The organism is Bacillus cereus group sp. MYBK14-1 (assembly GCF_051916885.1).
Classification (GTDB): domain Bacteria; phylum Bacillota; class Bacilli; order Bacillales; family Bacillaceae_G; genus Bacillus_A; species Bacillus_A cereus.
Window position 1 is genome coordinate 62,130 of sequence record NZ_JBQAHM010000010.1, and the last position, 13,911, is coordinate 76,040.

The following is a 13,911-nucleotide window of genomic DNA, read 5'->3' on the forward strand; positions in this document are numbered from 1 at the left end:
TTCCCTTTATTAAAAAATCACGCCTGCATGTAAAATTACATTTGCATAAGGCGTAGCCTCGCCTGTACGAATAATTGCCTTCGCTTTCTTTGTATGCTCTTTAAATTGTTCATGAGATACATACTCAAATGCTGGCTCTATTAATTTCTGTTCGATCTCTTTATTTACTTCCGCATTATTTATAATGACTTCTTCTGCTAACGTCACTTTTTCGATTGCCATATCATCAGCTACAACTTGTAACACCTCTAAAAAACTCGGTTTTCCAATCTCAACAGCTAAATCAATTCGTTTTACTCCGTCAGGAATTGGTAAACCACAATCAGCAATTACAACCGTATCTGTATGCCCAAGTGAAGCAAGGACTGCCGCAATTTCACTGTTTAATACACCATGCTTTTTCATCCAACAATCACCTGCACTTCACGTACTCGATCTCTCGTTGGCATACCGCCCTGTGCCCCAAGTTTCGTTACAGAAAGACCACCGGCAATATTCGCGAAACGAATTGCTTTTTGAAGTGTCTCTCCTTCAGAAAGTGCAACTGCTAACGCACCATTAAATGTATCACCAGCTCCAGTTGTATCCACTACATCAACAGCAATGCTAGGAACATGTACAATCTCTGTTCCATTATGGAAACGAACACCGTTAGAACCTTCTGTCATCAATAATTTATTTGGATACTTCGCCAATAAATCTTCAATTGGTGATGTAAAATCATCTAATACGATGCGGCACTCATGTTCATTTGGCGTAATATAAGTTGCTTTTTCTAAAATTTCTTCTGATAAAACTTGTGCTGGCGCTGGATTCAACATAACAGGAATATTATGTTCCTCACAAATAGCCAATACATATTTTACTGTTTCAAGTGGAATTTCTAGTTGAAGAACAACCATATCCGCTTTTACAAGAAGGTCTTTGGAGCGATCTACAACTGACTTATTTACAAGAGCATTTGCCCCTTGTACGACAACAATACTGTTATCTTCTTCTGCTAAAACGATATGAGCAATTCCTGTCGTTCTATCTGTAACCGGTACCACATAATCGATAAAAATGCGTTCGTTCTCTAAATTTTTTCTAACTACTGTTCCATAATCATCATTTCCTACCGCTCCAACCATTGCTACATTTGCTCCTAACCTAGCTGCAGCAACTGCTTGGTTTGCCCCTTTCCCTCCTGGGATTGTATGAAACGCTTCACCAATTACTGTTTCTCCTGCTTTCGGCCGTTTTTTTGAAACAGCCACTAAGTCCATTGAAATGCTTCCTACTACTGCAATATTTGGCATCTGTTTCATCTCCTTACTTCGTTGTATTTCGTTCTATAATTTCAATTGGCAAACGATAGTGTTTCTCTTCTAATGTATTTCCTTCCATTTGCTCTAACAACAACTCTGTTGCAATTTTCCCCATTTCATATATCGGTTGTGCAACTGTTGTAATAGATGGATACATCATTTCCGTTAAAGAAATGCCATCAAATCCGATAATTTGTAAATCATCTGGAATGGCAATCCCCTTTTGAAGTGCAGCCTTTACAATACCAATCGCAATTAAATCATTCCCAGCAACAATACCATCAATATGCGGGTATTCTTCTAATAATTCCATCGCTACACGCTCACTATTTGCTGGCTCAAACGTACTCTCCGCAATCATATACGAAAGATTATTTTGCGTAATAACGTCTACAAAACCTTCAAAACGTTCATTTGCAGTACTCACATCACGTGGTCCGCGAATATGTGCAATATGTTTACATCCTTTATCTAGTAACAACTTTGTCGCAGCCTGACTTCCTGCATAGTTATCTGCATATACAGTAGGAATACGCTCATTAAACATACGGTCAATCGCAACAACCGGAACAGATAAATTCATGTAATTAACACTATTTTGTGGATTCGTTGCTACAATAAATCCATCTACATTATTTTGTCTAAGTACATCAATGTATTGTTTCTCTTTTTCTAAACTTTCATCAGAGTTACAAAGAACAACTGTGTAACCTTGTTTATGTGCTACATCTTCTACGGCACGTGCAACTTCTGGAAAGAACGGATTCACGATATTCGGAACAACTAAGCCAATTAAACGAGACTTTTTATTATACAGTGAACGCGCTACTGTACTAGGCTTATAATCTAACATCTCTATTGCACGCTCTACCTTTTTTAATGTATCTTCATGAACATATCCATTTTTATTTAGAACTCTGGAAACGGTCGCAACAGATACTCCCGCTAATTTCGCAACGTCTTTAATCGTACTCATTCTCTTTTCTCCTCATTTCATGTAACCGTTTACAGAAAATAATATAACGTATTTCTAAAAATACGTCAATCATTTCTCACTAAAAAGCTTTTAAGGTTATACTCAAAAAAGCACCGCCATAAGGCGATGCTTCTTCATTACGAGTATGATACAGTTTTTTCTTTTTCTTCAACAGCAGGCTCTTCAGCATCTTTTTTACGATCTGATAGTTTAATTTTTTGTAAGAAAATCGTAAAGATGGCACCTACTACGATAAATACTAATCCTGTTAAGAATACAGTATGAAGCGAGTCTACTAAAGAGTTTTTCAAAATAGGTACAATGCTGTTAGCAAACGCTTCTGGCATTTGTTTTAATGCCTCTGGGCTAAATAGCATCGAATATAAACCTTGTGGATCTGTGTGAATCATATCTTTAAATTTCGTTACCATTTGTCCCGCTTCTTTCGGGAATGTATCTAATACAGGTACTAATTTATTTGTTAACGTTGTACCTGAAGTGTTATTCATAATTGATCCTAAAATTGTAATACCAAATGTTCCACCAATTTGACGGAAGAACTGACTTGATGACGTTACGACACCAAGGTCTTTTTTCGGGAAGCTTTCTTGTAACGCTAATGTTAATGTCGGCATTACAAGACCCATTCCTAAACCGATAACCATCATATAAGAAGTAGCTGTAAGCTTCGTTGTGTGCATATCCATCGTTGTTAATAACCAAAAACCACCGGCCATAATAAGCATACCTGCGATAATTTGTGGTTTTACACCAACTTTTAATACAAGTTGCCCACCGATAATACTCATTACAATCATTGTAATCATCATTGGAGTCATAATTGTTCCTGATTCAGCAGCACTTACTCCTACAATACCTTGCATGAAGAATGGTACGAACATAATCGCGCCGAACATTCCAATACTCATAAAGAATCCAATCGCATTCAGTATTGTAAATGTGCGATTTTTAAAGAAATGCATTGGTAAAATCGGCTCTTCAGCTTTCGTTTCAACAATAACAAAGCTAACGATACCAATTACAGCTAGTGCGAATAAACCGATAATTTGCCAAGAATCCCATGCATAATCTTTTCCGCCAAACGTTAGCGCAAGTAATAAACTTACAACACCTAGAATCATCGTAAAGATTCCAGCGATATCAATTTTAATTGGTCCTGTTTGTTTATGTGATTTTAATCCCATTGCAATAAAGATTGTTGCTAAAATACCAACCGGTAAGTTAATGTAGAATACCCATCTCCAGTTCACTGCATCTACAATCCAACCACCAACTTGCGGTCCAATTACAGAAGCAAGACCGTATAACGCACCAAAAATACCTTGCCATTTCGCACGTTCTTTTCCCGTGAACATATCTCCAATAATAATCATAGCCATTGGCATCATAATACCGCCACCAAGACCTTGAATACCACGGAAAATAATTAATTCTGTCATACCATTCGCCATACCACATAACGCCGAACCAATCATGAAAATAACTAGCCCTGTTATATATACGTTACGACGACCAAGTAAATCCGCTAATTTACCTGCAATTGGTACAACTGTCGTTGATGTTAACATATAAGCTGTCGTTAACCATGTCATTAAACTTAATCCGCCTAGGTCACCGACGATACGTGGCATTGCTGTACCAACAATTGTTCCATCTAATGCAGCAAATAGCATCGCGATTACTAAACCGATTAACAACAACTTTCTATTTTGATTTTCTTGTTGCTCCATGTAATCTCCTCAATTCCTCTTAGTTATTCTCTTTTTTCTCTTGTGTCCCGCAAATAATGGTTTCTAACTTCTCAAAGAGACGTAATAAATCTTCTCTTTCTTGCAACTCTAAATGTGAAAAGTATTTTGCAATATGCTCGTTGCGAGCTGTCATTGCCTCTTCTACTCTAGCTTTCCCCTTTTTCGTTAACTCGATGATGACAACACGACGGTCATCTTTGTCGTGATAGCGTTCTACAAGTTCTTGATCGATTAGACGATCAATCATCACTGTAATCGCGCTAGGCTTCACATACATCTTTTTTGCTAATGTTGTCGCTCTTGAAGCCCCATAATGATCTAAAATCTTTAAAATATAAAACTGCGGTGGTGTAAGTCCTGTTGCTTGCATTTGTTCTAATAACTCCGTCTGCATTTTCTTTCCAATCGAAAAGGCAAGAGCTTGAATTTTATCGATATGCGTCATATCATTTGGCATGTTATCCACCTCTTATTTAAACAATAAAATATTTAACGTATTTAAATATTAATCCCGCGAACAAAATCCGTCAATACTTTTATTCATAAAAACGTTTACATTTTTGTCACAAAGTTGTATAATTTTCGACGAAGTTAATATTGACAGTCACGGAGAAACGGAGTACACGGCTATGAATCATAAAAAAGAAAACTTTTTTATATTTCATGGCCTTTTTATATTCTCTGTCTTAAAACGCTTCGAATTAATTAGGGGAGGATTTTCATTTTATGTTTTTCACACAATTATTTAAACCTGCGCCCCACGCGGAACGCTTACCAGCTGATCGCGTTGATAGCGAATACCGTAAATTACGTTTACAAGTATTCTTAGGTATCTTCATCGGTTATGCAGGCTACTACTTTGTTCGAAAAAACTTTTCACTAGCAATGCCATACTTAATCGAGCAAGGCTTTAGTAAAGGGGAACTTGGGGTTATCCTTTCAGCAGTTTCTATTGCTTACGGATTAAGTAAATTTCTTATGGGTATCGTATCCGATCGTTGTAATCCTCGCTACTTTTTAGCAGCTGGGCTATTTTTATCAGGTATCATTAATATTATTTTCGGCTCATTTTCTTTCATTACAACGAGCATTATACTTATGTTTGTACTTCAGTTTTTAAATGGATGGGTACAAGGTATGGGATGGCCTCCTTGTGGTCGTACGATGGTGCACTGGTTCTCTATTAGCGAACGTGGTACAAAAATGTCTATTTGGAACGTCGCTCATAATGTTGGCGGAGCGCTTATGCCTTCCCTTGTAACATTAGGCTTATACTTCTTCGCAGATGACTGGAAAAGTATTTTTTACTTCCCAGGTATTCTTTCAATTTTAGTTGGTATTTATGTATTAATTACGATGAAAGATACACCTCAATCTTGTGGACTACCTTCTATTGAAGAACATACTGGGGAATATCCACCAGATGAAAAAGTAAAAGATCGCGAACGCGAACTTTCAGTAAAGGAAATTTTATTTAAATACGTATTAAACAATAAGTTTTTATGGTACATCGCTATTGCGAACGTTTTCGTATATTTCGTACGTTACGGCGTTGTAGACTGGGCTCCTACTTATTTAGTAGAAGAAAAAAGCTTTACTCATAGTAGCTCACGTACTGCTTACGCTCTATATGAATGGGCTGGTATTCCAGGTACACTTCTTTGCGGATGGATGAGTGATAAACTATTTAAAGGACGTCGTGCACCTGCTGGTATTCTATTTATGGTTGGTGTATTTATCGCAGTTCTTGTTTACTGGTTAAACCCTCCTGGTAATCCAATGGTTGATAGTATCGCACTTGTCGCAATTGGATTTTTAATTTACGGACCGGTTATGTTAATTGGTCTACACGCTCTAGATTTAGCACCAAAGAAAGCTGCTGGAACTGCAGCAGGCTTAACTGGATTCTTCGGTTACTTAGGCGGAGCAGCTTTCGCTAGTGCAGCTATGGGCTTTATCGTAGATGCATTCGGATGGGATGGCGGATTCATCTTATTACTTGCATCTTGCGTACTTGCAATGTTCTTCCTTGCTCTTACTTTAAATACAGGGTCAGTAAAATCAAAACAAGCTTAAATAATATATAACAAGCATAAAAATAGCTCTTAGCATTTACATACATGCTAAGAGCTATTTTTTATTTTCATTGCTGTTCCTACTAATGATAACAACCCATTCCTTCCCTACTATAAGATTAAAAGATTTGATGAAACACCTTTATTAAAACGGCTAACGTAACAGATGCAGCAAATCCCCCTAAACAAATAAGACTGACACCTTGGCTATATGACAAATTTTGAAATGATTTCATTACTTCCATCCTCCCTATCTCCCCTTTGATACTTTTATTTTACCAATGGGAAAAATTTCATAACATCGATTTCTCTAACAACTAACTTACAAATTTGTAAGTTAACATCTTTTCAACTTATATATCTAGTATTTCCACAAATAAGAGTCATTTATACATAAAAAAAGACCTCAGTTATACTAAGGTCTTCGTTACATTCTATTTCATTTTACAATCATCACTGGACATTTCACACGCTTTGCTATTTTATGACTTACACTTCCCAGCACCATTTCTTGCAGTGTATTGAGCCCTCTACTTCCAGCAATGACAAGATCTATATCTCCTGTATTCACATATTGAACAATTGTATCTCCAGGATCACCATGTAATATCGTAATTGTATAAGAAATGTTCTCTTTCTTTAATAAACCTTCAATCTCTTTTAATTTATCTTTTCGACTAGCTGATATTGTTTCTAAATCTGTTTGACCTTGTATAATATCTGATTTTGCCGTTCTATTATCTACTACGTACACAACTTCAACATTTGTTTCTTCGCTACATTTTGCAATATATGTTACATGTTCCGCTGCTCGAAGTGCATGTTCAGAACCGTCACATGCTAATATAATTTGTTTGTACATATGCTGAATCCCCTTTTCGTTATCCTACTCGTATTATATAATAAAGCCCCCTAAAAAGGAGGCTTTTAACTAGCAATTCTTTTATTATAAGTAGCTAAATTTGCAACAAGTTTTGAGCTACGTTCATTTAATCCTGTTATACTTACTTTCACGCCACTTTGTTCATATTTCATAATAACTTTATCAATTGATGCCACTGCCGAATCATCCCATACGTGCGCATGAGTAAAGTTCATTTCGATTTCTTTTACATCTTCATTAAATGAAAAATTAGTTATGAAATCGGCTGTAGATGCAAAGAAAAGTTGACCGTGAATTTCGTATATTTTCTTATTTTCAATATATAAATGTTTCACGTGAATCTTTGCCATATTGAATGCAAATAACACCGCACTAATTACTGTTCCGATAATTACACCTAATGCTAAATTATGTGTAATTAGGACAATCACAACTGTTACGATCATAACAAATGAGTTTCCTTTTGGTACTTTATGAATTGTTGTTACAGAGTTCCAATCAAACGTTCCGATTGAAACCATAATCATAACTGCAACTAAAGCTGCCATCGGAATATGAACGACATAATCTCCTAAAACGAATAGTAATACGATTAAAAATCCGCCCGCTACAAATGTTGATAGGCGACCTCGTCCACCTGATTTAATATTAATAACAGATTGACCGATCATTGCACAACCTGCCATTCCTCCGAAGAAACCAGCAACAATGTTTGCGATCCCTTGTCCGCGTGCCTCTTTATGCTTATTACTTTCCGTATGCGTCATATCATCTAAAACTGAAGCTGTTAATAATGATTCTAGTAAACCGATAATTGCAAGCATAACTGCATAAGGTAAAATAATCCCTAATGTCTCAAGTGTAAAAGGCACGTCAGGAATACTAAAGAACGGTAATTCTTTCGGCAGGCTTCCCATATCTCCTACTGTTTTCAACTGTAATCCGCTCATAAGTGCAATACTCGTCACAATAATAATTGAAATAAGCGTAGAAGGTACAGCCGTTGTAATACGTGGAAATAAATATATAATTGCAAGTCCCAATACAACGAGTGCATACATTTGCCAAGTTGCATTTTTAAAATGTGGCAATTGCGCTGTAAAAACTAAAATTCCAAGTGAATTTAAAAAACCACTCATAACAGATTTCGGAACAAACTTCATAAATGAGCTCAGTTTGAACACGCCAAAAATAATCTGGACAATACCTGTTAATATTGTTGTAGCAAATAAATATTGCAAACCATGATCTTTAACAAGCGTTACCATTAATAATGCCATTGCACCTGTTGCAGCTGAAATCATTCCAGTTCTTCCGCCAACAAATGAAATGGTAACTGCAATACAAAAGGCTGCGTATAGTCCAACTGTCGGATCCACGCCTGCAATAACAGAGAAGGCTATCGCTTCAGGGATTAACGCTAAAGCAACGACAATTCCTGATAACACGTCCCCTTTCACATTAGAAAACCAGTCATTTTTTATCGTTTGAAACAAAATACCACTCCTCTACTCCTTTATAATTTGATTTTCTCCATAAGAAAATCTAGCCGACTGCACGAAAGCTATTATATAACGAGTAGAAGATTTGTTGCTATGTAAAAGTTTCCTAAAGAAAAAGACACTACCTTAGTAGCATCTTTTCTCATTTCATTAATGTCCACCGTGTCCTTGACCACTTTCCTGAACAATTTCTAACCTCTCATCTAGTATTCCTTGTGTTTCAAATGAAATATCACTCGTACTTCCTAATAAGAAACCGTGATTATATGGTCCAAGTGTTGGATCATCTTTAAACTTCGGCTGAATGCTCGCAAGGAAGTCATACACTGGTTGTGAAGCTTTACCTTCTTCTAATAATACAACAGGTGCGTGTTTACCCATATGTGAAAAAGGTGCCCCAGCAACTGCTAAATCTGGTGTTTTGCTTGAAACAAATGATAAACCGTGACCAGGTTTTGTGAATCCCCAGCCAAATTTTGTTTTTTCATCTTTAAACTTAGCGAACGCAATCGAGTTTTCTGTAGGGGTCTCTCCACTAATACGCGTTACTTTCCCGTATTTGCTTAGCTCTTTTTCTACTTCTTTTGAAACAATTTTTTCTGGCCCTAATACATATATATTTGCTTTATCTTTTCTCATTTTTAATGCCTCTATTGTCGCTTCTGGCACCTTATCTTTTTCTGTATATAAAAGCGGTTCTGGCATATGAGAAATCCAGTTTACAGCTGGTGTTGTATATAAACGTCCTTCTTCTTCAGACGAACCGATAATAACACTATTTGGGTAGCTTCCTGTTATATCGGCATACTCCTTATCAACATCCTTCGCAAATATAGCTGGATCTGTTTCTTTTATTTGTTTTACTTTATAACCTTTTAATTGCTCAAGCGCGCTAGTACCTACATCCCCCATCACCATAATTTGTGTTCCATCTTTCGTTCCGATTGGATTTAATCGTTTTATTTCTTTTAACGTCATTTCCGGTATCTTTTCTTTTTCTATAAATAAAATCGGCCCGTTATTCGGATGATGAATAAGGTCTGCACTCGCAATACCTAATTGCCACTCGCTTGCTGGTACTAAAATAACAGCACCTGGCTGGTTCTCCTTATGAGTTGCTGGCCATATCGTTTGTGAAGTTAATACTGCCATTTGCAAAGGGTCGTTTGTGTTTAATCTCGTTACATTTTTTAAACTTGTCGTTAATAAATCATTAGATGCACCTTGGTTCATTTCTTTTGGCGCCGTTACCTCCTGATTCATTTTCATTTCCTTTTGCTCTGTTTTCTTCTCTTTTGTAGATTCATGGTTTTTATGGTCTGTATTCGTTTGTCCGCATGCAGCAAGACCAACTGCTGTAATTATTGTTATCCCAAAAATTCGGGTCATTTTTTTCACTATACCGCCTCCGTATTAATCATTTTTGAGCCAATATGATTACCTAAAATGTAATTTCAACTCCACAATAACAAGCAATTCTGAAGAAATTATGCAGACACATCATAATCTGCACCATTTCTTCATGATTTTGCATTACACTTTAAGTAACGATTATAAATATGGAGGGCTCTCTATGATTGATATACTGCTCGTAGACGATGAACCGAGAATGCTTGAATTATTAACGCTTTATCTTACACCAATTGGATATAACTGCGTATGTGCGACTTCAGGAGAAGAAGCTATTTTACATATAGAAAATCGAAACTTTAAATTTGTTTTACTCGATATTATGATGCCAAAGATGGACGGATGGGAAACGTGCAAAAAAATCCGATCTTTTAGTAACATTCCTATTATTATGGTTACAGCTCGTGATCAAACAGTAGATGTCGTTCAAGGATTAAAAATTGGAGCCGATGATTACGTAACGAAACCTTTCCATGAAGAAGAACTTTTCGCAAGAATTGAAGCCGTTTTAAGACGTACAAATGAACATAAACAAATCCAATATCACGGTATTGTATGGGATGAAACAAAACACTTCGTTTCTGTCCATAATGAAGAACTCCTTCTCACACCAATTGAATTTTCTTTACTCGGATTATTTTTACGCCATGTAAACTACGTATTAAACCGTGATCAGCTCATCGAACGAATTTGGGGGTTAAACACAAATACAGAAGATCGCACAGTCGATTCACATATTCGTAATTTACGTGATAAATTGCGAAAAGCAAATTTCCCTATTGATCATCATTTAAAAACCGTGTATGGAGTAGGTTATCGATGGATTGATACTGAACAGTAAGGGGCAAAACGATGAAACGAATTTCAATTCAATTCGGATTTTATTTTTTAATTGTTACACTTTTAATTGAAAGTGTTCTCTTTATTTTGCTCTATTATAGTCTTGTAAACACTAGAGTAAATGAAGAAATGACAGCTTTATTAAAGCGAGGAAATAGTCATCGAGATGTACTTGAAAAATATTACGATGAGCAAACCATCTCTCACGTAGCATTAATGGAATCTGAAGCTGAAACAACTGTCGTTATTACAAATGCAAATAAAGAAATACTAGCTAAATCTAACGAAATAAACACGACTATAAACGATCATATTAGTAAAATGCAAACTCGAACAGACCATAATGGAGCGATTATAGAAAATCATTGGAAAACATCTAATTATATATGTACAGTTAGCCCCATTGTAGTAGATGGAAAACATGAAGGCTATGTGTACATGTTTCTTGGAACAGAATCAATTGAAAAGTTAGTTAATGGATTAACGAAACAATTCATTATTGCTGGTGCCATCACGTTTCTACTCACAGTCATCACAATTTTCCTATTATCTCGATTATTAACAAAACCATTGTTACACATGAAACATGCCACTGAAAAAATGAGTAAAGGTGATTTATCTGTTTCATTAACAACTACTCGAAATGATGAAATTGGTGAACTAGCATCATCTATTCAGACGCTCGCAAATGATCTACATTATATGAAAACAGAGCGAAGTGAATTTCTAGCAAGTGTCGCTCACGAATTACGAACACCGTTAACATACGTAAGAGGTTACGCTGACATTGCTTTAAAAGAAAGCACCCCTTCTGAACAACGTTTGCGATATTTATCAATTATAAAAGATGAGTCTGATTACATTACAAACTTAGTTCAAGATTTATTTTCACTTGCACAAATGGAACAACATAACTTTTCTATTCAAGTAAAGGAAGTGCATTTACACACCTTCCTTACGCGTATATGTGAAAAAGTAAACGCCATGTATAAAGAAAGGTACATTAAAGTTTTTTTCTCTTGTCCTCCTACACTGCTAGTAAACTTAGATGAACAACGATTCGAACAAGTTGTTGTGAATATTTTAAATAACGCTTATAGACATTCAAAAGAGCATTCTCATATAAACATTTCTGTTACAGAAGAACATAAACATATTTCCATTGCAATTGAAGATGAAGGCGAAGGTATTCCGCTTGAAGACCTCCCTCACATTTTCGAACGCTTTTATCGAGTTGATAAAGCAAGATCACGAGCTACAGGTGGAACTGGTTTAGGACTATCTATCGTGAAAGAAATTGTAGAGCTACACGGCGGGACGATTACTGTCACGAGTGAAGTTGATCATGGATCTTGTTTTATCATTTCATTACCATCTGTAAAGAAACACGACTACCATCAGTAGTCGTGTTTCTTTATCCCGCATTAACGGGCAGTAAGACCCCTACATCAAAATTCAGCGGAAGCAAAGAAGTTAGGTGGGGGATCAACTGCCCGTAAAAGCCCGATTGGTTCAACTAATAATCAGTGGGAGATGAACAAAACCCCCACTGATTAAAGTTTCACTTTATCATTTTACTTTATAATATAAATTTACAAATTGCCCAAAACGTTTCGTATCCGTTAAAGTTAAATTAATTTCTGGATTCTTTTCTTTAAATAATGGGACACCTGAGCCTAATATATGCGGTGTAATCGTAACAATATATTCATCAATTAGATTATTTTTAAAGAATTCTCTCAGTAGCTCTCCTCCACCAACCATCCATATTTTAGACCCTTCTTGTGCTTTTAACCTTTTTGTAAACTCCACTACATCTTCATTTACAAATTCCACGTTTCCGTCTGAACCTTTTTCTGAACGAGAAAAAACATAACATGCTTTATCTAAGTACGGGAATGTTTCCGTATGCTCTACTACATAATCGTACGTTTTCTTTCCCATAATTATTGTATCAATCGTTTCGTACATTTCTGTATAACCATTATCTCCCTCTCCTTCCGTTTCCATTAACCACTCTAAATCATCATTTTCTTTCGCAATATATCCATCTAAACTCGCCGCTATAAATAAAACTATTTCACGTGACATATCTTTTCCTCCTTGTATCTCATCTTGATAACATATGATGTAAACAATATACTAACAATAAAACATGACAATTTATGTCACGTTAAAAAGAAAAGGTGATACATTTGTCAAAAGCTAAACGCTTATTAGATATTCTTATATTTGCTTCTGCGAAAAAAACATTTACAGCTCAAGAAATAGCTGATGAATTTAATATTTCCGTTCGTACGGTTCATAGATACATTTTAGATTTAAGTGATATGGGGTTGCCCATTTACGCAGAACAAGGTCGTAACGGCGGCTATAAAGTATTAACGAATAGAGTAATTCCGCCTATTTTATTTACGGAAGAAGAAGCAGTCTCTATCTTTTTTGCTTTTCAATCTTTAAGTTACTATCGCGACTTACCTTTTAACACAGAAATCAATTCCGTTACACATAAACTGTATAGCTCCCTACAACATGATGCAAAAACGAAAGTTGATAAAATACGTTCTTACATCGCTTTTTGGAATCCGAAGCGCACAATTGATACACCTCTTTTAAACGAAGTGTTAACAGCGGCTATTGAAAATAAAAATTTACACTTTCAATACGAATCTAAAACCGGGATAAAAACAAAACATGTTCATCCTATCGGTGTATATGCTCATGACGGGCTATGGTACTTACCGTCCTATGACTATGGCAGGAAAAAAGTATTACTGTATCGCATCGATCGTATTCTTTCCATATTATCAACGGAAGAAAATGAGGATACATTCATGAATTTAGAAGAGTGGTTTGCCTCTAACTCTAACGTAGTACACATCCCTACTCAGTTACATGTTTTACTGACAACAGAAGGCGTACGCCAATGTAAAAGCGTTCCTTATCTTGAGGAATTCGTTATAGTAAACGAGGATGGGACAGGATATATAAATTCAACAATTGATAAAGGTGAAATTAATTTTATTACGCCTTTATTTTATAGACTCGGAAAAGATGCAAAAGTTTTAGAACCGAAAGAATTGATAGATGGTTTACGTATGCGTGCGAAAGAAGTTTTAAGTATGTATGAAGACTAAAAAGGCGTA

General features: G+C 35.9%; 14 protein-coding genes. 4 read left to right on the forward strand and 10 right to left on the reverse strand.

Translation table 11 applies throughout. The features are described 5' to 3' along the window. Positions 1-9 precede the first annotated feature (9 nt). From rbsD to ACTFR3_RS22060, 5 genes are all read right to left on the reverse strand, one after another. Positions 10-405, reverse strand: a complete 396-nt coding sequence (gene rbsD, locus ACTFR3_RS22040) for a D-ribose pyranase (protein ID WP_000716151.1) — start codon at positions 403-405, stop codon at positions 10-12. Next, the gene (rbsK, locus tag ACTFR3_RS22045; protein ID WP_001132865.1) at positions 402-1,298 is read right to left on the reverse strand and encodes a ribokinase; all 897 of its coding nucleotides are present in this window, start codon (positions 1,296-1,298) and stop codon (positions 402-404) included. Before rbsK ends, rbsD begins: the two co-directional genes overlap by 4 nt. 13 nt (positions 1,299-1,311) lie before the next feature. Then, entirely contained in the window at positions 1,312-2,283 is a 972-nt protein-coding gene (rbsR, locus tag ACTFR3_RS22050; protein ID WP_000104051.1) for a ribose operon transcriptional repressor RbsR, read from the reverse strand. A 137-nt stretch (positions 2,284-2,420) separates the two neighbouring features. Beyond that, positions 2,421-4,034, reverse strand: coding sequence for an MDR family MFS transporter (locus tag ACTFR3_RS22055; protein WP_000437647.1), 1,614 nt, complete (start codon positions 4,032-4,034; stop codon positions 2,421-2,423). 19 nt (positions 4,035-4,053) lie between these two features. Beyond that, positions 4,054-4,512: a MarR family winged helix-turn-helix transcriptional regulator gene (locus ACTFR3_RS22060; RefSeq protein WP_001132365.1), complete on the reverse strand. Its 459-nt coding sequence runs from the start codon at positions 4,510-4,512 to the stop codon at positions 4,054-4,056. A 269-nt stretch (positions 4,513-4,781) separates the two neighbouring features. Between ACTFR3_RS22060 and glpT the strand changes: the two genes are divergently transcribed. Further along, entirely contained in the window at positions 4,782-6,131 is a 1,350-nt protein-coding gene (glpT, locus tag ACTFR3_RS22065) for a glycerol-3-phosphate transporter (RefSeq protein WP_000466385.1), read from the forward strand. 118 nt (positions 6,132-6,249) lie between these two features. Here glpT and ACTFR3_RS22070 read toward each other — a convergent pair whose 3' ends face one another. From ACTFR3_RS22070 to ACTFR3_RS22085, 4 genes are all read right to left on the reverse strand, one after another. Next, positions 6,250-6,366, reverse strand: a complete 117-nt coding sequence (locus ACTFR3_RS22070) for a DUF4027 family protein (RefSeq protein WP_000834733.1) — start codon at positions 6,364-6,366, stop codon at positions 6,250-6,252. Positions 6,367-6,569: 203 nt separating this feature from the next. After that, entirely contained in the window at positions 6,570-6,992 is a 423-nt protein-coding gene (locus tag ACTFR3_RS22075) for a universal stress protein (RefSeq protein WP_406904153.1), read from the reverse strand. Between the two features lie 65 nt (positions 6,993-7,057). Further along, positions 7,058-8,509: a SulP family inorganic anion transporter gene (locus ACTFR3_RS22080; RefSeq protein WP_059304143.1), complete on the reverse strand. Its 1,452-nt coding sequence runs from the start codon at positions 8,507-8,509 to the stop codon at positions 7,058-7,060. A gap of 156 nt (positions 8,510-8,665) precedes the next feature. Then, positions 8,666-9,913 (reverse strand): cell wall-binding repeat-containing protein, encoded by a 1,248-nt coding sequence (locus ACTFR3_RS22085; RefSeq protein WP_000738875.1) that lies wholly within the window; start codon positions 9,911-9,913, stop codon positions 8,666-8,668. Positions 9,914-10,088: 175 nt separating this feature from the next. On the opposite strand from ACTFR3_RS22085, the gene ACTFR3_RS22090 reads away from it, so the two are divergent. Continuing rightward, complete coding sequence (locus tag ACTFR3_RS22090) at positions 10,089-10,766, forward strand: response regulator transcription factor (RefSeq protein WP_000565475.1); 678 nt, start codon at positions 10,089-10,091, stop codon at positions 10,764-10,766. 11 nt (positions 10,767-10,777) lie between these two features. Next, positions 10,778-12,169, forward strand: coding sequence for a sensor histidine kinase (locus ACTFR3_RS22095; protein WP_078439188.1), 1,392 nt, complete (start codon positions 10,778-10,780; stop codon positions 12,167-12,169). Between the two features lie 165 nt (positions 12,170-12,334). Here the strand turns inward: ACTFR3_RS22095 and ACTFR3_RS22100 are convergent, their stop codons facing one another. Continuing rightward, a complete protein-coding gene (locus ACTFR3_RS22100; protein WP_000085779.1) occupies positions 12,335-12,856 on the reverse strand; it encodes a dihydrofolate reductase family protein in 522 nt (173 codons plus the stop codon). 104 nt (positions 12,857-12,960) lie between these two features. Between ACTFR3_RS22100 and ACTFR3_RS22105 the strand changes: the two genes are divergently transcribed. After that, the gene (locus tag ACTFR3_RS22105; protein ID WP_000030255.1) at positions 12,961-13,902 is read left to right on the forward strand and encodes a helix-turn-helix transcriptional regulator; all 942 of its coding nucleotides are present in this window, start codon (positions 12,961-12,963) and stop codon (positions 13,900-13,902) included. The last annotated feature ends 9 nt before the right edge of the window (positions 13,903-13,911 follow it).

Excerpts from the sequence above, each read along its gene's own strand:
- rbsD (WP_000716151.1), bottom strand. The coding sequence starts at position 405 with ATGAAAAAGCATGGTGTATTAAACAGTGAAATTGCGGCAGTCCTTGCT.
- rbsK (WP_001132865.1), bottom strand. The coding sequence starts at position 1,298 with ATGCCAAATATTGCAGTAGTAGGAAGCATTTCAATGGACTTAGTGGCT.
- rbsR (WP_000104051.1), bottom strand. The coding sequence starts at position 2,283 with ATGAGTACGATTAAAGACGTTGCGAAATTAGCGGGAGTATCTGTTGCG.
- ACTFR3_RS22055 (WP_000437647.1), bottom strand. The coding sequence starts at position 4,034 with ATGGAGCAACAAGAAAATCAAAATAGAAAGTTGTTGTTAATCGGTTTA.
- ACTFR3_RS22060 (WP_001132365.1), bottom strand. The coding sequence starts at position 4,512 with ATGCCAAATGATATGACGCATATCGATAAAATTCAAGCTCTTGCCTTT.
- glpT (WP_000466385.1), top strand. The coding sequence starts at position 4,782 with ATGTTTTTCACACAATTATTTAAACCTGCGCCCCACGCGGAACGCTTA.
- ACTFR3_RS22070 (WP_000834733.1), bottom strand. The coding sequence starts at position 6,366 with ATGAAATCATTTCAAAATTTGTCATATAGCCAAGGTGTCAGTCTTATT.
- ACTFR3_RS22075 (WP_406904153.1), bottom strand. The coding sequence starts at position 6,992 with ATGTACAAACAAATTATATTAGCATGTGACGGTTCTGAACATGCACTT.
- ACTFR3_RS22090 (WP_000565475.1), top strand. The coding sequence starts at position 10,089 with ATGATTGATATACTGCTCGTAGACGATGAACCGAGAATGCTTGAATTA.
- ACTFR3_RS22095 (WP_078439188.1), top strand. The coding sequence starts at position 10,778 with ATGAAACGAATTTCAATTCAATTCGGATTTTATTTTTTAATTGTTACA.
- ACTFR3_RS22100 (WP_000085779.1), bottom strand. The coding sequence starts at position 12,856 with ATGTCACGTGAAATAGTTTTATTTATAGCGGCGAGTTTAGATGGATAT.